The organism is Nocardia sp. NPDC127579 (assembly GCF_042672005.1).
Taxonomy (GTDB): Bacteria; Actinomycetota; Actinomycetes; order Mycobacteriales; family Mycobacteriaceae; genus Nocardia.
In genome coordinates, this window is the sequence record NZ_JBHXVZ010000003.1 from 285,462 (window position 1) to 302,857 (window position 17,396).

17 protein-coding genes are annotated in these 17,396 nt (G+C 70.6%); 4 read left to right on the plus strand and 13 right to left on the minus strand.

Annotated features, from left to right (window positions below):
• Nucleotides 1–139: 139 nt before the first annotated feature.
• The gene (locus ACFVMC_RS13710) at nt 140–880 is read right to left on the minus strand and encodes a dienelactone hydrolase family protein (protein WP_379210052.1); all 741 of its coding nucleotides are present in this window, start codon (nt 878–880) and stop codon (nt 140–142) included.
• Nucleotides 881–1,206: 326 nt separating this feature from the next.
• On the opposite strand from ACFVMC_RS13710, the gene ACFVMC_RS13715 reads away from it, so the two are divergent.
• Nucleotides 1,207–1,854, plus strand: coding sequence for a pentapeptide repeat-containing protein (locus ACFVMC_RS13715; RefSeq protein WP_379210054.1), 648 nt, complete (start codon nt 1,207–1,209; stop codon nt 1,852–1,854).
• Nucleotides 1,855–1,871: 17 nt separating this feature from the next.
• Here the strand turns inward: ACFVMC_RS13715 and ACFVMC_RS13720 are convergent, their stop codons facing one another.
• The 5 genes from ACFVMC_RS13720 to ACFVMC_RS13740 all read right to left on the minus strand — a co-directional run bounded on the left by ACFVMC_RS13720 (nt 1,872) and on the right by ACFVMC_RS13740 (nt 7,615).
• Entirely contained in the window at nt 1,872–2,837 is a 966-nt protein-coding gene (locus tag ACFVMC_RS13720) for a BMP family ABC transporter substrate-binding protein (RefSeq protein ID WP_379210056.1), read from the minus strand.
• 76 nt (nt 2,838–2,913) lie between these two features.
• Nucleotides 2,914–3,885 (minus strand): ornithine cyclodeaminase family protein, encoded by a 972-nt coding sequence (locus tag ACFVMC_RS13725; RefSeq protein WP_379210058.1) that lies wholly within the window; start codon nt 3,883–3,885, stop codon nt 2,914–2,916.
• 61 nt (nt 3,886–3,946) lie between these two features.
• A complete protein-coding gene (locus tag ACFVMC_RS13730; RefSeq protein WP_379210060.1) occupies nt 3,947–4,867 on the minus strand; it encodes an ABC transporter permease in 921 nt (306 codons plus the stop codon).
• Nucleotides 4,868–4,934: 67 nt separating this feature from the next.
• Nucleotides 4,935–6,011 carry an ABC transporter permease gene (locus tag ACFVMC_RS13735; protein ID WP_379210062.1) on the minus strand — a complete coding sequence of 359 codons (1,077 nt, stop codon included), beginning with the start codon at nt 6,009–6,011 and terminating at the stop codon, nt 4,935–4,937.
• Nucleotides 6,008–7,615, minus strand: coding sequence for an ABC transporter ATP-binding protein (locus tag ACFVMC_RS13740; protein ID WP_379210064.1), 1,608 nt, complete (start codon nt 7,613–7,615; stop codon nt 6,008–6,010). Before ACFVMC_RS13740 ends, ACFVMC_RS13735 begins: the two co-directional genes overlap by 4 nt.
• Before the next feature lie 113 nt (nt 7,616–7,728).
• Between ACFVMC_RS13740 and ACFVMC_RS13745 the strand changes: the two genes are divergently transcribed.
• Complete coding sequence (locus ACFVMC_RS13745) at nt 7,729–8,430, plus strand: GntR family transcriptional regulator (RefSeq protein ID WP_379210066.1); 702 nt, start codon at nt 7,729–7,731, stop codon at nt 8,428–8,430.
• A gap of 79 nt (nt 8,431–8,509) precedes the next feature.
• Complete coding sequence (locus ACFVMC_RS13750) at nt 8,510–8,992, plus strand: cation:proton antiporter regulatory subunit (protein WP_379210068.1); 483 nt, start codon at nt 8,510–8,512, stop codon at nt 8,990–8,992.
• Here the strand turns inward: ACFVMC_RS13750 and ACFVMC_RS13755 are convergent.
• Both ACFVMC_RS13755 and ACFVMC_RS13760 read right to left on the minus strand, forming a co-directional pair.
• Nucleotides 8,989–9,726 (minus strand): hypothetical protein, encoded by a 738-nt coding sequence (locus ACFVMC_RS13755; protein ID WP_379210070.1) that lies wholly within the window; start codon nt 9,724–9,726, stop codon nt 8,989–8,991. The two genes, ACFVMC_RS13750 and ACFVMC_RS13755, sit on opposite strands and share 4 nt — an antisense overlap.
• A 106-nt stretch (nt 9,727–9,832) precedes the next feature.
• Nucleotides 9,833–11,230, minus strand: coding sequence for a three-helix bundle dimerization domain-containing protein (locus tag ACFVMC_RS13760; protein ID WP_379210071.1), 1,398 nt, complete (start codon nt 11,228–11,230; stop codon nt 9,833–9,835).
• A 346-nt stretch (nt 11,231–11,576) separates the two neighbouring features.
• On the opposite strand from ACFVMC_RS13760, the gene ACFVMC_RS13765 reads away from it, so the two are divergent.
• Entirely contained in the window at nt 11,577–12,038 is a 462-nt protein-coding gene (locus tag ACFVMC_RS13765) for a hypothetical protein (protein ID WP_379210073.1), read from the plus strand.
• On the opposite strand, the gene ACFVMC_RS13770 is transcribed toward ACFVMC_RS13765, so the two are convergent.
• From ACFVMC_RS13770 to ACFVMC_RS13790, 5 genes are all read right to left on the minus strand, one after another.
• Nucleotides 12,013–12,912 (minus strand): DUF1295 domain-containing protein, encoded by a 900-nt coding sequence (locus tag ACFVMC_RS13770; RefSeq protein WP_379210075.1) that lies wholly within the window; start codon nt 12,910–12,912, stop codon nt 12,013–12,015. The genes ACFVMC_RS13765 and ACFVMC_RS13770 overlap by 26 nt on opposite strands.
• Before the next feature lie 146 nt (nt 12,913–13,058).
• The gene (locus ACFVMC_RS13775) at nt 13,059–14,507 is read right to left on the minus strand and encodes a S8 family serine peptidase (RefSeq protein WP_379210077.1); all 1,449 of its coding nucleotides are present in this window, start codon (nt 14,505–14,507) and stop codon (nt 13,059–13,061) included.
• A gap of 39 nt (nt 14,508–14,546) precedes the next feature.
• Nucleotides 14,547–15,677: an ABC transporter substrate-binding protein gene (locus ACFVMC_RS13780; RefSeq protein ID WP_379210079.1), complete on the minus strand. Its 1,131-nt coding sequence runs from the start codon at nt 15,675–15,677 to the stop codon at nt 14,547–14,549.
• 29 nt (nt 15,678–15,706) lie between these two features.
• Nucleotides 15,707–16,543 (minus strand): ABC transporter permease, encoded by an 837-nt coding sequence (locus ACFVMC_RS13785; protein ID WP_379210081.1) that lies wholly within the window; start codon nt 16,541–16,543, stop codon nt 15,707–15,709.
• Complete coding sequence (locus ACFVMC_RS13790) at nt 16,540–17,310, minus strand: ABC transporter ATP-binding protein (protein WP_379210082.1); 771 nt, start codon at nt 17,308–17,310, stop codon at nt 16,540–16,542. Before ACFVMC_RS13790 ends, ACFVMC_RS13785 begins: the two co-directional genes overlap by 4 nt.
• Between the last annotated feature and the right edge of the window lie 86 nt (nt 17,311–17,396).

Below are 17,396 nucleotides of genomic sequence, written 5' to 3' on the forward strand. Positions count from 1 at the left end.
CCCACCCCATCGCCGAGCTGGGCGAATCGGGCATCGAGGGAATGTCAACCGTTTCGCTCATCCGGAATTCCGGTCCAGCCGTCGGTGCGCAGGCATGGAGCTCGTGTCGCACGGGCCGCGAACGCGACTACGAGCGAGGTCAGCCCGCGAGTGTGCGAGCCAGTAGCGCCAGCAGGTCGTCCCAGTGCCGTTGCAGTGCCGCGGCATCGAAGCTGTCGGTGTCGGCCATCGTGTACCCGTGAACCGTGCCGGGGTAGATCTCGGAGCAGTACTTCACTCCCGCCGCGTCCAGGTCCCGATTGAGGTCGGCGAGTGTCTCGGGTGTGAGATCGGAGGCGGCGTGACCGAGATGGAGTTCGGCGGTGAGCGTCGCGAGCAGTTCGTGCCGCTCGGTCTCGTCGGCGCCGAACGGGCTGTGGAATCCCGCGACGGCGGCTACCCGGCCGGGGTGCGCGGCGGCCGTGCGCGCGGCCAGCAGGCCACCGATGCAGTAGCCGGTCACCGCGACCGGCCCGGCGCTCACCTCGGGGCGGCTCGTGAGGTGGTCCAGGTATGCCGCGGCGTCGCGGCGCGCCCGGTCGGGGGTGTGCGCCCGGATCAACGGCATCACCTGGGCGAAGATCTGCGGCCGGAGATCGTCGCCGATGTGCTCGGGCAGGTCCAGCAGTGGTGTGGGGCCGTGGCGATAGAACGGGTTGGGCACCAGCACGAAGTATCCGTGCCCGGCCAGTTCGACGGCCAGCTCCCGCAGCACGGGCCGGATACCGAACCCGTCCGGATACATCAGCACACCCGGGTGGGACGCGCCGTCGCCGGGGTGGACGGCCAATGCGTCGGCCCGGCCATCGGCGGTCGGAACGAGCAGTGTTTCGATACGCATGAATCATCCTGTCGTGATTGATATTTCGAGTCGGCGATCAATCGCGACGACGGGGGGTGCCCGCGCAGGTCCGCGCGATATCGACAGCGGGCACGCACCGGCCCGCCCGGTGCTCAGAACAGCACCGGGTCGCCGATCCGTGTGTGGCGCAAGGCCGTCCCGGTAGACATCGCCGCCCAGCCTATCGCACGGGCCATGGTTCTCTGCCCTACAGGAGATCCAGAGTGAAGACGACCCGGGACAGCACCACCCACGGTGACCAGAAGTGGTACAGCGCGAACAGGACCGTGCGGTTACCGGGTCCGCGTGCCGATTACGCTCGTGGGATGTCTCGTGTGCTGGCCGATCTCCCCTATGCGCGCCGCCTCGCGTCCTTCGACGGTGACCTCGAACCCGATCAGGAGTACGACAATCTCCATCTGGACGGGCGCGAGTTCGACGAACCCGATTGCCGCGGTACGCGTTTCGTCGAATCAGCGCTGACCGAGCTGACGGTGCTGCGCGGCAGCTTCCGGTTCGGCAGGTTCACCGATGCGTGGTTGCGCGGTGTGCGGCTGGTCGGTACGAACCTGGGGCAGAGCGATTGGCAGGACACCGAGCTCATCGATTCCGCCTGGTCCGGTGTGGAGATCGTCAGCGCCGGCATGCGGCGGATCCGTTTCGAGAGCTGCAAGTTCGAGTCGGTGAACTTCCGCGATTGCACGCTGCGCGATATCGAGTTCGTCGACTGTGTGCTGCGCGATGTCGATTTCGCGGAAGCCACCCTGCGCGGGCTCACCTTCGCGGGCTCGACGCTGACCCGCCTGGCGCTGGACCGTGCCCGCCTCCAGGATGTCGATCTGCGCGGCGCCCGCTCCATCGACGTCGCCAGCGGCATGGACGCCTTGCGCGGGGCCACCATCAACCACACCCAGCTGCTGGATCTGGCGCCCGCGTTCGCGCACGCGGCAGGTGTCGTCGTCCGCGACGATTGACCCGCCGCGCTCTCGGCTCAGCCGACCGTGATCGCCCCGGCGGCGATATCGGCTTTCACCTTGTCCATCACCGCGGCCGCCTCCGGGCTGGCCGCGCACAGCACGATGTCGGTGGCCCCGGTGCCCGAGGCCAGCCCGAACCGCACCTGCTCGGCCTTGAACGTGTTGTTCAGTACCGCCTGCACCGCGTACTCGAGTTCGGCGCCGGTATCGCTTTTCACATACCCGGCGTATCCCGTCTCGCACGGCTTGACCAGCGGCCCGCCGACGACGGCGGCCTCGCCTTCCCTGGCCGCCTGCGCCAGTCCCTGCCGGCCCAGGTTGAGTTGCTGGCCGAAGGCGCCCGCTCCGGCGCCGACCCCGGCCTGGGCGGCCTGTTTGGCCTTGGCGACGTCGTTGAAGTCGCCGACGTACTGCGGCGCGAGCACGTTCACCTCCGGCCGCACGTGCCGGGCACCCTGTTCGAAGGCTTTGGCGGTCTTGACGATCGCGGGTAGTTCCATACCGCCGACGAAGGCCACCTTGCCGGTCTTGGTCACCAGCGCCGCGTACGCGCCGGCCAGGAAGCCGCCGTCGGCCTGGACCGGGTCGTAGTAGGCGAGGTTGGCCAGGGGTGCGGCGTCGGCGGGGCCGCCGATCTCCACGAATTTGACCTTCGGGAAGGCCGGCGCGACCTGGCGCAGTACGGAATCGGTTTGGCCGCCGAAGGATACGACCAGATCCGAGCCGGTGGCCAGGCGGGTCAGGACCTGCTGGTAGTCGGCGGCGGGCACCTGTTCGACCTTGGTGAGCGCGGCCTTGCCGGTCAGGTTCTGTTGCAGCCGCTGATAGCCCTCGTATCCGGATTGCATGAATCCGTCGTCGGAGAGCGAGCCGGGGAACATCACGCCGACCTTCAGGCCGTCGGTGTCGGCGCTGGTGCCGCAGGCGGTGAGCGTGCCGGCCGTGAGGGCGAGCAGGGCGGTGACGGCGAGTTTCTTCATGGGCGTTTCCTTATAACTTTGCGGTATGCCATTAACGTAGAAGTGGGTGATTACCAGCGCATTTCGTGCGCGTTTCTCATCTCGCCAGGTCGATCTCGGTGCCCAGCCCGCGCTGGCGCGCGGCGTCGATGAGCAGCCGCGCCACGGCCAGGTCCTGCAACCCGACACCGAGAGAGTTGTAGAGGGTGATCTGCTCGGCGTCGCCGCGCCCGGGCTTGGAGCCCAGCAGCACCTCTCCGATCTCGTCGCCGACGTGCGCCGCGTCGATCACGCCCTCGCCCAGCGGAATCAGCACGTCACCGGATTCGTGCAGGGCGGTCGAGCGGCTGTCCACGATCACTCGCGCCCGCGCGATCCCCTCGGAGTCGATTTCGCGATGATCCGGGCGCGGCGGCGCACCGACCGCGTTGACGTGCAGGCCGGGCCGGAACCACGCCCCGCGCACCACCGGCCGCCGCGACGGGGTGAGGGTGCACAGCACCTCCGATGCCCGCACCACCTGTTCGGGCGACTCGGCGATCTCGGCTCCGGTCGCCTCCGCGAACGCGCGCACCGTCGCGGTGCTGCGGCTCCACACCAGCACCCGCTCGAATTCGCGCACCGCGCGCAAGGCTTGCAGATGCGTATGTGCCAGCGCCCCGGCCCCCACGAACCCGAGCACCCGGGCGTCGGGGCGGGCCAGCGCGGCGGTGGCGACCGCCGAGGCGGCCGCGGTCCGGAATCGGGTGACCGCCGCGCCGTCGATGAGCGCCGCGCACGCACCGTCGGCGGTGTCGACGGTCAGAATCGCCGAACGCTGTGCGGGCAAACCGATCTCACGGTTTGCGGGTATGTCGGCGAGCAGTTTCACCGCCGCCAGCCCCGTACCGCGTGAGGCCGCCACCATCGCCAGGAAACTGGCCTGCGCACCGGGCAGCCGCATCGCCGGTGGCGCGGGCGCGACCGCGTCGCCGCGCGCGAGCTCGATATGGGCCGCGCGCACCGCGGCGATCACCTCGGGCAGCCGCAGCATCGCCAGCACCTCGGAGCGGGTCAGGATCAGTGTCATCGGACGGTGGCCTCTCGCGGAAACGGTTGGGTGCGCAGGGCGAGCACTGTGACCAGGGCCGTCACGCCTTGGCCTCGCGCAGGAAGGGGCGGGTCAGCGCGGCCGGTGCGCGCGACGCGCCGACCAGTCCGCTGACGGCCAGCACGGCCAGCAGGTACGGCGACATCACCAGCACGGCGGTCGGCAGATGCCAGCCGAAGGACGGCGCCGCGAATTGCAGCGCCTGGGCGATGCCGAAGAACAGGCAGGCCAGCATGGTCGGCCACGCCTTCCAGCGCCCGGCGATCACCGCGACCACCGCCAGATATCCGGCGCCGGCGGTGAGATTGTCGGTGAAGGCGTGCACGTCGGCCAGCGCCAGGTGCGCACCCGCCAGCCCCGCGGTGAGCCCGGTCAGCAGTACCACCGCGTAGCGAATCGCCGTGACCGGCAGGCCGCTGCGATCGGCGGTGACCGGGTCGGCGCCGATCGCGGTCACCGCCAGCCCGAGACCGCTGCGGTGACTGAACAGCACCGCCAGCACCACCGCCACGGCGATTCCGAGGTAGCCGAGCGCGGTCTGCGCGAACAGCGCCGGACCGAGCAACGGAATCTCGTGCAGCAGAGGGATTTCCAGCCGGTCGAACCCCGCGACGGTGCGGTCGCCGGTGAAGTACAGCCGCGAGCCGTAGGTGGTGGCGCCCAGCGCCAGCGCGTTGGCGGCGATACCGGTGACGATCTGATCGGCCCGCAACGTCACACTGAGGACCGCTTGCAACGACGCCACCAGCAGACCGGCGATCACCGCGCACAGCAGACCGGCCCCGGCGTTGCCGCTGGCGTGCGCGCCGACGGCCCCGGCGAACGCGCCGGTCAACATCATCGCCTCGACGCTGAGGTTGAGCACACCGGCCCGCTCGCTGACCAGCTCGCCCGCCGAGGCGAGCAGCAGCGGAATTGCCAGGCGTACACCGCCGTCGAGCAGTTCACCGATCGCGCTCATGCCTGCACCTCGCTGCCGCTCGGCTCCGGCCCGACCGCGACTGCGGCTGTGCCTGCTGTTCGCTCGCTCATCGCAGCCCACCTCGCCGCAGGATGACCGCACCGGCCACCAGAATGATCAGCACGCTCTGCACCACCTGGACGCTCGAGGCCGGAACCCCCGCGGCCAGTTGCAGATTGATCCCGCCCGAGGCCAGCAGCCCGAACGCCAGCGCGATGCCCGCGACCGCGGTCAACGAGCCACGCGCCAGCAACCCGACCACCAGCCCGGCGAACCCGTAGCCGGACGTGAAGTGTTCGGCCAGCACGAACGGCACCGCCGCGACCAGCCCGGCCCCCGCCACTCCGGCCAGCCCGCCCGCACCGGCCAGCGCACCGAAACGCAGCCGCGCCACCGGCAGGCCCAGCCGCGCGGCCGCGGGTTCGGACAGGCCGACCGCGGCCAGCCGAGTGCCGATCGCGGTGCGGCGCAACAGGATCGACGCGCCCACGGCGGCGATGACGGCCAGCGCGACCGCGATGGTCGCGGGCGAATCGGGCAGGCCGAGCAGCGGCAGGCGCGCGCCCTCGATCAGGGGCGCGGACTGCGGCAGCGTGTCGGCGGAGGTGACGGGCTGGCGCAGCAGCGCCGGTTCGTGCACCACCAGCGTCACCACCCCCAGGCCGACGAAGTTGAGCAGCAGCGTGGTGATGACCTCGCTGGTGCCGCGCCACACCGTCAGCCCGGCGGCGATGCCCGCCCACGCCGCACCCGAAGCGAACCCGGCGAGCAGGATCAGCGGCACGCCGAGCACGGCGGGAGTCGCGGCGGGCAGGTGCACGCCGACGGCGGTCGCGGCGATACCGCCCAGCGCCAGTTGGCCTTCCGCGCCGACGTTGACCAGTCCGGCCCGGTAGGCGATCGTGAACCCGGTGCCGATCAGCGCCAGCACCGCGGCCGCGTTCAGCGCGCTGCCGAGACCGTAGGGCGAGCCGAACATGCCGGTCCACAGGGCATTCGCGGCCGCGCCCGGTTGCGCACCACCGACGACGACGAGCACCACCGCGACCAGCAGTGTCACGGCCACCGCACCGCCGTAGACGGCGATATCACGGCGCGCGGCCAGGACCGGCGCGGAGTTCGCGCGGCGAAGAACAGTGTTCATGAGGCGGTTCCGAGCATGAGATGGGCGATCCGGTCGGTGGCCGAGGGGTCGGCCGGGTCGACGGGGCCGTGCAGCCGGCCCCGATAGGCGACCAGAATCCGGTCGCACAGGGTGAGCAGTTCGGGGACCTCGTGGGAGACGATCAGCACCGCGGCACCGGCGGCGGCCGCGGCCCGCAATCGGGTCAGCACGCTGTCGACCGCGCCGAGGTCCAGGCCGCGGGTGGGATGCGCGGCGACCAGGCAGCGCAGCGGATCCAGCGCGAGTTCGCGCGCCACCACCACCTTCTGCTGGTTGCCGCCGGACAGGGTGGCCATCGCCGCGCCCGGCCCGGCGGCTTTGATGTCGTGCGCGGCGATGACCCGCGCGGCCGCCGCGTGCAGGGCCCGTCGATCCAGCAGGCCGCGCCGCCGGAATTCCGACAGCCGGCCAAGATACAGGTTCTCGGCTACGCTCATCGCCGGTATGCAGCCTTCGTGGTGTCGATCCTCCGGGATCACGCCCAGTCCGGCGGCCGTGCGGGCCGCGGGCGTGGCATGGGTGAGGTCGCGACCGTCGAGTTCGACGCTGCCCGCCTCCGCCCGCCGCGCCCCGCTGAGCACCGCCACCAGTTCGCTCTGTCCGTTGCCCTCCACCCCGGCGATCCCGGTGATCTCTCCCGGCCGCAACCGCAGGTCGAGTCCGTCGAGGGCGAATCCTCCACTCGGCGTGGTCGATCGCAACCCGTCGACCCGCACCACCTCTCGATCCGGACGTGTCGGCGCCGGTTGCTCCGCGCTGTCGTGGTTGCCGCGCCGCGCTGTGCCCGAAACGCTGTCTGCCCCCTCAGCGCCGCCCTCGCTCATGCCCGCGTTCGCCCCCAGGATCAGCGCGGGATTCAACGCACCGGCTGGGCGGCCGATCATCAACTCCACCAGCGTGTTCCGGCTGAACTCGCGCAGCGGCCCGCTCCCGGCGACCCGCCCGCCGCGCAGCACGGTCGCGCGGTCTCCGGCTTTCTCGATCTCGCCGAGCTTGTGCGTCACCAGGACCACGGCCCGGCCGGAGTCGGCGATCCGGCGGCAGGTGTCGAGCAGGGCCGCGATCTCGGCGGGGCCGAGCACCGCGGTCGGCTCGTCCAACAGCACCAGCCGCGGGTCCCGGAGCAGGCATTTCACGATCTCCACCTGCTGGCGATCACCGACCGACAGCGTGGCGGCGGGTGCGTCGAGTTCGACCCGCAGACCGAACTCCTGCCCGAGCACCGCCACCCGCGTGGCGAGTTCGCGTCGCGGCACCCGCAGCCAGGAGCGGGTGCCCAGGACGAGATTCTCGGCGACCGTCAGCTCCGGCACCAAGCTGAAATGCTGATGCACCATGGCGATTCCGCGCCCGAGCGCGTCGGCGGGTCGCCGCGGCCGATAGGGCGCGCCGAACAGCCGCATCTGGCCGGTGTCCAGGCGCGCACCGCCGTAGACGAGATTGCACAGCGTGGATTTGCCCGCCCCGTTCTCGCCGAGCACGCAGTGCACTTCGCCCGGGTGCACGCTCAGGTCCACCTCGGCCAGGGCGCGCACCGCGCCGTAGGTCTTGCCGACGCCGGTCAGCTCCAGTGTCGCCGCCACGGTCACCTCCAAGTATTGGTATACCGTTAAATTGACGGTACGGTGTGGCGGGCGTATTCCGGCCGTGTTTCGTCTGTGAAAACCCGTGCGGGATACCGATACTGTGGATTCTCGTGACTGCCCCCTCGCGCCGAGACCACGCCTACCAGGTGCTCAAACGCCGCATCGTCGAGGTCGAACTGCATCCCGGCGCCCGCCTGGTCGAACGCGACCTCGCCGCCGAACTCGAGGTCTCGCGCATCCCGCTGCGCGAGGCCCTGCGCATGCTCGCCGCCGAGGGGCTGGTGCTGCTGGTACCGCACAAGGGCGCCCTGGTGGCCACGTTCTCTCCCGCCGACGTGCGCGATCTGTTCGACATCCGCGAAGTGCTCGAATCACTGGCCGCGCGCCTGGCCGCCGAACGCGCCACCCCCGCGACCCTGGCCCCGCTCACCGCACGCCTCGCCGCCGCCCGCGCCGCCACCGCCGCCGCCGACCTGCCCCGGATCGCGGCCGCCAACGCGGCCTTCCACACCCAGATCGTCGACCTGGCCGCCAATCCGCTGTTGAGCACGCTGCTCAGCCCGCTCGCCGCGCGCACCGAATGGCTGTTCCGCCTGACCGCATCCCGGGATCCGGGCGAGCAGTGCTCCGAACACGAGGAGCTCTACGCGCTGATCGCCGCCGGTCGCGCCGAGGCCGCCGCCGCGTGCGCGCTGGCCCACGTCGCGGCCGGTCGCGCACTGAGCATGGCGCTGGCCGAGCAGTGGTCCGACCCCGATTTCGACCCCGAACTCGTCGCCAAGGGCCGTCGCCGCCGCGCCAGGACCACCTAGCCGCCCGGAATCGGTTGCGTGCTAATCCCTTCCGATCACCACTGGTTTCGGGACCGCTCGCGGCGGCTAACCTGGTGAGGTGAACGTCGAGGTAACCCCCTTGCCCGGTATCGGCGTGCGCAAGGAGTTCGCGCTCGGACGCGGACGGCGCCGCATCGGGATCATCGATCACAGGGACGGATCGATCGACCTGATCGTCGGCAAGTCCGGCGATCCGGAAGACAGCGAGCAGATCCCGCTGTCGGCCACCGAAGCGTCGGTGCTGGCCAACCTGCTCGGCGCGCCGCAGCTGGTGGCGCAGCTGCGCGAGGAGCACCGCGAGTTCGACGGGGTCACCACCAGGCAGCTCGCGATCCGCAAGGGCTCACCGTATGCGGGCCGCCGCCTCGGCGCTACCGAGATGCGCACCCGCACCACCACCTCCATCGTCGCGGTGATGCGCGCGGGCAACCCGATTCCCTCCCCCGGCCCGGATTTCGAGTTCACCACCGGTGATCTGCTGATCGTCGTCGGCACCGCCGAGGGGCTCGAGGCGGCGGCGGCCATACTCCTCGACGGCTAGACCAGATCGGCGACCTCGAGGTAGATCTGCCGCAGCACCTCGAGTTCGGCGAGATAGCCGTCGTCGTCGGAGCCGAACGCGGCGACCGCGCGTTCGCCCGCCCGCAGCCGCTGCCCGGCGAAGTCGCGCCGGCCCAGGATGATCTCCTGGGCGCGTTCGAAACCCGAGTCCGCCGCCTGGGCTCTGGCCGGATCCGGCACGCCGAGCAGGTCGGTGACGGTGCCCGGGACGAGCCGGGCGGCCACGATCTGATCGAAGCTCGGACGCGCCCCGATCCGGTGCGCCACATACAACCGGCCGGGCGCGCCGAACACCAGGTGCGTCAGTGCGGTCGGGGCCCGGCGCGGGGCGAGCTCGTGAAAGTACACCACCTGCCGGATATCGGCCGCCACCTCGGCGACCGGCGCGCTCGAGGCACGGCGCACATGTCCGCGGAACAGGGTGCCGCGCAGCGACTTCCGGCTACCGTCGGCGAGCTCGGCCGGCGCGAACTCCTCCGGCACGAAGGTGTGCAGGCCGTCGTAGCCGCGGCGGCGATCCGCGCCCAGCGCGCGCCGCCCGCGGTCGTCGAGCTCGACAGCCAGCACGGCCTGGGCATTGTGTGGCGGTGAGAATCTCGCCAGGTTCGACAGATAGCAGTCGACCCCGGTCCCGAAGACCAGCATGGCGTGGCTGCTCGTCGTCTCGGCCGGGCCACCGGCGCGTTCGGGTGTCGGTGTGTGGATCCCGTTCATGCGGAAGGCTCCTTCCGGTTCAGCCCTGCCTCTGAACCGTGACACGAAACCGTCCCGAACTCCCGAGTGCCGCGCTACTCGAATCCGTCCGCGGTACTACTCGGAATCAGTTGTAGGACTTGGCGACCGCGTCCAGCAACGCTTCGAGCGTGTCGTAGGTCGGTGTGTCCACCACGTCGATCAGGTCCGGCTGCACCGGAACCCGGTGTTCGGCGGTGACCTTCGCGAACCGGTCGGCATCGCCGGTGCGGAACCCGTGCTCGGCGGCCAGGCGCTGCAGGTCCGGGTCGGTGGACAGCAGCCGCCCGAGCCGGTCACCGTCGGCGCGCAGCGGGACCAGGGTGTGGCGCGACAGTACCGTCGGCGACGGATAGGTGAGCACCATGCCCGGGGCGGTGCGGCCCTGCACGGCGGCCTCCACGAACTGCGCCTCGTAGATCAGCACCAGCGGCGACGGGCCCATGCCCGCGGCCAGGTACTCCTGGAACGGGCCCTGCGTGGAGTTCTCGGTGTAGCCCTGACCGGCGAACAGCCGCTGCAACGTGGGCAGCACCGCCTGCGTGGCCCGCTCGTCCTGCACGACCGCGCGGTCGTTGGCGACGAAGCTGGCGATCGCGGCGTACATGGCCGCGGAATTGGAGGTCCGCGGGTCGGTGGTGGAGACCAGGATGTTCTTGCGCACCGGGTAGGTGGTGTTGTTCGCCAGATGCGCCCACTCGGTGTTGGTGTTCACCAACTCCAGATAGCGGGCCATGTCGAAGGTCGGCACCGGGCCGGGCCGCAGCACCCGCGCCTCGGTCAGCAGATCTGCGATCGGCTGGAAGGTCGCGATCGCCATCGGCGAGGAGAACGGGGTGTATTTGGTGTTGATGTTGCGGGCGCGCTGAATCCGCTCGGCGGCCGGGCTGCTCGAGGGGAACGCGAAATCGAACGCGCTCAGATCCACCGACTGCGCGATCTGGCGCGACCCCGCCGGCTGCGCCTCGACCCGCAACCCGTGCCGGGCCAGCGCCTCGACCACGCGCGCATCCTCGAAGTAGGCCAACTTCTCCGAACCGACCACCCCGCGCACCACCGTCGGCCCCGGGATCGCCGGTGTCGCCGACGGCGTGGGCTCGCGATCACGAGTCACCAGCGCCACCACCACGATCCCGACCATCACCGCCGCACCGGCACCCACCAGGGTGCGCCGGTCGATCACCAGGCCCGCGCCGCGCGCCGCCCGCCGGCGATCGGCCCGGCTGCTCGCCGCCGCGGGCTGCTCGACCGCCGCGGCGGCCTCCTCGATGACGCTGCCCGGGGCCGGCGGCGCCAGCTCGCGATGCACGATGCGCTCGACCAGGATCGGCACGAACTCCCGCACCGGATGCCCGTCGAAGCGGGCGCGCACCGCGGTCACCGTCGTCTGGATGTCGTCCGGGGAATGCGAGTCCGCATAGGTCTCGAGCAGACTGTCGATCAACCGGCGGATCGCCTGTTCTTCGCGGACAGTATCGACAGCCACCGTTTCTCCTCGCGCGCGCAGCCCGGCCACATGATCAAATCCGGCCGAACCCTACCGGCAATCGCGCGGCGTGACAGTCGGCGCACGATCGCATCGAGTGCGGAATTCGGTGCGGCGGAAGCGCTCTCGACGGGCTCTGCGCCCAGGTCAGCGGGCCGCGCGCCGCCGACCGCACCGCCGTTGCGCCGCGACGCGCCGACGCGCAGAATTCAACACCCTCTCACTTCGCGCTACCCGGTGTTGTCCGCGAGTTCACCGGGTTGAGGGGCGGCGATTCCCGGTGCTAGCGTGGAAATTCGCTAGGTCGTCAGCCAGTCCGCCGAGTGTGCGAGGACGGGAGATCCCCATGCGAGTCGCCGCGTTGTTGCTACCGCTGTTCGCGTTCGTCATACCCACCGGTCAGGCCGTCGCGCAGGAGCCGGTGTACTTCGAATCCGCGCACGCCGCGGGCACCACACCAGGATGCGCGGGCACGGTCCGGGCCGAGGTCTCGGCCAGCCGGGGCCAGCAGGCCCGCGAGTTCGCCGATTTCATCGACAGCGCGGCCCGGGTCGCGGTCAACTTCACCCCCGACCCCAACCCGCTCACCTCGCTGTCGGCCCAGAGCTGCGAGGTCTCGGCCACGGTCACCCTGCACAACCTCGACACCGGCGCCACGCGTACCGAGACCCGCACCACCCAGTACGACGGCCACTACGGTTGGCACGCCGCCTTCTTCACCCTCGAGGGTGCGGGCCGGGTCGCGGTCCAGGTCAGCACCAACCCCACTCCGCCCGAGGTCGTCATCGACGTGCCCGCCCCGTACTGAACGGCGTCCTGATCCCCGGCGGGCGCGGCACGAAACGCGGCACCCGGTCGATGACGTCCCGATAGCCGGGCCGGCGTTCGAGGCTGCGGGTTTCCATCATCGGGATGCTCGCGGCCTGGAACATCACGAACATGCCGAGCGCGCCCACTCCGACCCACCACCAGGTGGCGGGTGCGGCGGCCAGGCCGAACAGCGCCAGTGCACACCAGAAGGCGAACTCGCCGAAGTAGTTCGGGTGCCGCGACCAGCTCCACAGGCCCTGCTCCATGGCCTGGCCGGGGCGGCGGCGGGCGACGAACCGATACATCTGCCAGTCCGCGGTGAACGACAGCGCCACCGCCCCCAGGCCCACCGCGGCGGCGAGACAGTCCAGCCACCCGAGGCCACGGCCCGGGTGGGTCAGCACGACATACACCGGCAGCATCGCCGCGAAGACCTGCACGGTCGGGAAGAGGTGGATACCGAGCAGATCGGCTGCCGCCTCCGCTCGCCCCGCGCGCGCACGCAGGCTCGGGTAACGCCAATCCTCGTGCGGCAGACCGGGATAGGCGTAGATCCAGTTGCCGGTCAGGCGCAGCGACCAGACCACGATCACGCCCAGCAACAGCCAGGCGCGTGCGCTCGCGCCGCCGAGTTCGAGCCACCACGCCGCCATCAGCAACGGCGGCAGCACACTCCAGTAGGCGTCGTAGAAGCTCGAATTCCGGTGCAGGCGACTGGCGCCGAAGACCACGACCGTGGCGAGCGCGTCGGCGATCAATCCGTCCAGCCACAGGTACGCGGTGTCGGGGCCCCAGGCCAGCCAGGCGCCCCCCGCGGCGAACGCCACCACATAGACGACGCCGACCCGAACCAGGGACTCGCTCTTGCTCACGCCCGGAACCGTACCTAGAACACGTTCTCGAAATGGGCCGGATCGGCGAAATCCGGTGCCGGTTCTCACTCGGGCCGGCACCGGCATCGCGGCTGATCGGCCCGGGACGCCGCCCGATCTGCGGCCGGCCCCTCGGCCGCAGCCGCTCAACCGCCGGCGACCAGCGATCCGATATCGGGCAGATTCCCGATCCGCTGGGTCAGCGGCCGCCCCGGTGCGTCGGCCTGCGGTGACCCCGATGCCCGCAGCCGGGCCCGCAGCTCGCCCGGTGTGCGCCGGCCCGCACCGGCCGCGAGAATCCCCTGCGCGCACGCCAGCGCGCCCACCACGATCGGCGAGGCGCTCGAGGTGCCGCTGAAGGTGTCGGTGTACCAGCACTCTTCGTCGCCGCCGCCTTGCAGATCGCCGTAGCCGGTGGTCGTCACCTCCCGGCCCCAGCCCTGGGTGTCGACCCGGCTGCCGTAATTGGAGAAATCCAGTCGCGAGCGGGCCGGACCGTGGTCACGCCCGTGCGTGCCCGGCGGCGGCGCGCCCGCCCCGACGATGATCGCCCCCGAATCCGCGGCGCGGAACGGATTACGCCAGGTCGCCGGGAACCCGGTGGGCGCGGTGTCATAGATCGCGGCGTCCAGGTCCTCGCCGCCGTTGCCCGCGGCTCCCACCACGATCACCCCGCGTGCGTGCGCGTAGCGGACCGCGGCCAGATCATCGGGCCACCATTCGATGGCGATGTAACCGGCCTGATCGGGGCGGTCGGCGAAATTGTGGCGCGGCCCGGGACGATGCAGTTCGAGCAGGATGATGTCGCCGGGATCGAGCGCGTCGGCGGCCGTGCGGATCGCCGCGGCCGACCCGGCGCCGAAGATCGACACCGCCCGGATCGCGGCCTCGGGCGCTATCCCGGTGATGCCGAAGGCGTTGACATCGCCGCTGATCTCCCCCGCGACCGCCGTGCCGTGATTGCGCCAGCCCTCGTCTGCGCTGGCCTCGCCGCCGATCACACCGCCCTGGTTCTGGGTGAGGTCCTCGTGGCTGAACAACCACGCGCCCTCGATATCGATCACCCGCACCCCGGTGCCGCGCCCGCCGGCCTGCGTCCAGGCCCAGCGCGCGTCGATACCGGCCGGGGCCGGATCCAGATACCCTTGCCGCGCTTGGAAATCGGGAGTGACCGGCGGCGCGTCGGCGATCGAGCGGGCCGGGGTGTGCAGCGGGGCCAGCGGCGCTTCGGCGCCGGGTTTGACATAGGCGCCGTCGACCGCGTCATCGGCGCGCAGCCGCGCGGCGACCGCCTCGAGGTCGTGGACCGCGCCGTCGACGGCGAAGTAGTTCAGATACTCGGCCCCGACCGGTTCCTGATCGGTGCCCAGCAGCCGATCGGGTAACCGGTTGGGCGGGCCGAAGATTCGCCGCAGCCGCGCGCCCGGCGGCAGCAACGTGTCCAGATGCTCGGCGGCGGCCACGGTCTCACGCAGGGCGCTCGCCCGGATCGGCGCGCCCGTGCCGTGGGTGACGACGATCAGTTCCGCGGGCGCGGGCATCGTGGCCGGGGCCTGCGGGTGCGCCGAACTCCGACGTTGATCAGTAGGTGCCATAGACACAGTGAACCCGCTGCGCGCATCCCCCGCCAGTCCCTAACTCGGCGTGCGCAATCCGCGCGCGGGGTCGATGAACTCGTTGGTGATCAGGTCGGCGGCGGAGAGCCCGTCGGGGATCTGCTGGCCGCGCGCACGCAGGATCGGGGTGACGGCGGCGATCACGCGATCCACGCGGGCCGGGTCGAAATCGCCCAGTGTGGTGTCGGGGCCGTTGCCGATGATCTGCTCGGCCAGTTGCACTTTCACCGAGTCGGTGTTGCCGGCGGCGGTCATCGGCGGACCGTCCGGGATGGACTCGGCGATGCGCAGCAGCGTCGCGTTGGTGGGGCCGGGGTCTGCGGCATAGTCGATTTCGGCCTGTTGCAGCATCGGAACCAGTGCGCGCAGGCAGGGGCGCAGGGCCTCGAGCTCGCCGCTGCGCACCGACCAGGCGTGCGGATAGATCTCGTAGCCGGCCTGATGGACGAGCAACTGTCCGGTGGGTTTCTGCCAGCCCTTGACGTCGTGGCGCCAGCGATAGGGTTCGTTGGAGATGTAGCCCTGCTGCATGACCCGGCCCTTCTCGGCGACGAAACGGCTGGGCGTGCCGTCGAAGGAGGAGTCGGCCTGGTCCTTGCCGACATAGCCCTGCGCGATCAGGAAGTCCATGAAGATCTTGCCCTCGGAGTACACGACGGGGGCATTGCTGGCGGCGATATCGGGCCAGGCGGTGATCCGATAGTTGGCCGGATCCCACATGATGATCTGCGGGTTGATGTCGAGGGAGGCGAAGACACCGGTCACCGGCGTCTTGGCGCGGGCACGGACCTGTTCGTCGGTCGGCACCATTCCCAAGGTGATGCCGGTGTCCTGATACATCTGCGCGGGCACCGGCTGACCGCCCAGGAACGGACCACCCAGGCGCACTTCGACATTGACGCCGGTGTCGCCGAGCGGGCCGATGTAGGCGCCCTTGGCTACGTCGACGGTGCCGCCCGGGCCGACGAGCTGGTACGCGGCGGCGCGTTCCGGTGTCGCGAACCAATCGGTTTGGATGACCACGGTGTCCGGGCAGACACCGGCGAGTTCACCGTGTCCGGTGGGCTTCGGGGTGCTGGAGCCGCCGCTACAGCCGGTGAGAACCAGACCGGAGGCCAAGGCGGCCGCGGCGAGTGCGCGTGTGTTCACGAGATGTCCTTGGTGCGAGTGGGAGTCGGCTACGGGCGAGCCCGGGTGGTGCCGTGCGCGCGGTCCACGCGCCCGGCCAGGAAGTCGAAGAACCAGAACAGGATCAGCCCGACCAGCGACGACAGCAGCAGCGCGGTGAGCAGCTCCTCGGTGGCCAGACGCTGCCGGTAGACATCGATCATGCGGCCGATGCCCGGCCGGCCCTGGCGGAAGAAGAAGTCGGCGACGATGGAGCCGATCACCGCCATCCCGCCGGAGATCTTGAATCCGGAGATCATCGCCGGCAGCGCCGCGGGGAGCTGGAGTTTGCGCAGGCGCTGCCAGCGACCGGCGCCGTGCAGGGTGAACAGGTCATGTTCTGCTTCGCGCACCGATTTCAGCCCGAACAGGGTGTTGGTGATGACCGGGAACAGGGAGACCATCACGCAGACGATGATCCGGCTGCCGAACTCGTAACCGAACCAGAACCCGAACAGCGGCACCACGGCCAGTACCGGAATGGTCTGCAGAATCACCGCATACGGGTAGAGCGAGAACTCGGCCCACCGCGCCTGGCTCATCACCACCGCGAAACCGACCCCCAGGGCCAGGGCGAGGGCCAGCCCGAGCAGCGCGATCTGCACGGTGGAACCGAGGGCGGTCAGGATCTCGGTGCGGGTCGCGCTGTCGAACAGGCCCTTGGCCAGCACCGATTCGGGTGGGGGCAGCAGAAAACGGGAGTCCTCGGCGATCAGCTGGTGCGAGGCGACCGACCAGGCGCTCAGCACGAGGACGAACACGAGTACCGGAGCGAGCACCCGCATCGGGGCGATCGCGAACGGCCACCGGAGTCTGCGCGACGGCGCCGCGGTGGCGGCGGCGATCATGCCGCGTGCCCGATCTCTCGGGGCTGCTCGGCCTCGTGCAGGGCGGCCGAGACGGTGGCGGCGATCCGGCCGAACTCCGGGCTGTAGCGCAACTGCGGAGTCCGCGGAAAGTCCAGGGGCACCGCGATATCCGCGGCCACCCGGCCGGGTCGGCCGGTGAGCACCACCACCCGGGTGGACAGGAACACCGCCTCGGCGATCGAGTGCGTGACGAACACCCCGGTGAAACCCGACCGGCGGTGCAGTGCGCTGACCTCCTCGTTGAGCCGCTGGCGGGTGATCTCGTCGAGCGCGCCGAACGGCTCGTCGAACAGGAACAGCTCCGGTGCCCCGGTCAGGGCGCGGGCGATGGAGGCGCGCATCCGCATGCCGCCGGAAAGCTGTGCGGGCTTGTGGTTCTCGAAGCCGCCCAGTCCGACCAGCTCGATGGCCGCGCGGGCGGCGGCGCGGCGGGTGCGTTTGTCCACGCCCGCCAGTTCGGCCGGCAGTTCGACATTGCGCAACACCGACCGCCACGCGAGCAGGGTCGGGTCCTGGAAGACGTAGCCGAGTGTGCCGCCGCCGAGCCGCACTGCCCCCTGCGTCGGCTGCTCGAAGCCGGCCGCCAGCCGCAGCAGTGTGGATTTGCCGCAGCCGGACGGGCCGACCAGCGACACGAATTCGCCTGCGCCGACGGTGATGTCGATGCCCGCCAGCGCGTGGGTGCCGTTGTCGAAGACCAGCCCGACCTGCTCGAAGGCCAGGCCCGAGGTAGCGATGGTGCTCATGGCTGTCAGTTGTATCGGCGACGCGTTGCCATTCGCGGTCCAGACGATTACATGCCTGTTTCGTATACGATCTGTCCGCGGGAATC

Excerpts from the sequence above, each read along its gene's own strand:
- ACFVMC_RS13755 (WP_379210070.1), bottom strand. The coding sequence starts at position 9,726 with ATGAACGGGATCCACACACCGACACCCGAACGCGCCGGTGGCCCGGCC.
- ACFVMC_RS13715 (WP_379210054.1), top strand. The coding sequence starts at position 1,207 with ATGTCTCGTGTGCTGGCCGATCTCCCCTATGCGCGCCGCCTCGCGTCC.
- ACFVMC_RS13765 (WP_379210073.1), top strand. The coding sequence starts at position 11,577 with ATGCGAGTCGCCGCGTTGTTGCTACCGCTGTTCGCGTTCGTCATACCC.
- ACFVMC_RS13725 (WP_379210058.1), bottom strand. The coding sequence starts at position 3,885 with ATGACACTGATCCTGACCCGCTCCGAGGTGCTGGCGATGCTGCGGCTG.
- ACFVMC_RS13735 (WP_379210062.1), bottom strand. The coding sequence starts at position 6,011 with ATGAACACTGTTCTTCGCCGCGCGAACTCCGCGCCGGTCCTGGCCGCG.
- ACFVMC_RS13710 (WP_379210052.1), bottom strand. The coding sequence starts at position 880 with ATGCGTATCGAAACACTGCTCGTTCCGACCGCCGATGGCCGGGCCGAC.
- ACFVMC_RS13720 (WP_379210056.1), bottom strand. The coding sequence starts at position 2,837 with ATGAAGAAACTCGCCGTCACCGCCCTGCTCGCCCTCACGGCCGGCACG.
- ACFVMC_RS13730 (WP_379210060.1), bottom strand. The coding sequence starts at position 4,867 with ATGAGCGCGATCGGTGAACTGCTCGACGGCGGTGTACGCCTGGCAATT.
- ACFVMC_RS13785 (WP_379210081.1), bottom strand. The coding sequence starts at position 16,543 with ATGATCGCCGCCGCCACCGCGGCGCCGTCGCGCAGACTCCGGTGGCCG.
- ACFVMC_RS13775 (WP_379210077.1), bottom strand. The coding sequence starts at position 14,507 with ATGGCACCTACTGATCAACGTCGGAGTTCGGCGCACCCGCAGGCCCCG.
- ACFVMC_RS13790 (WP_379210082.1), bottom strand. The coding sequence starts at position 17,310 with ATGAGCACCATCGCTACCTCGGGCCTGGCCTTCGAGCAGGTCGGGCTG.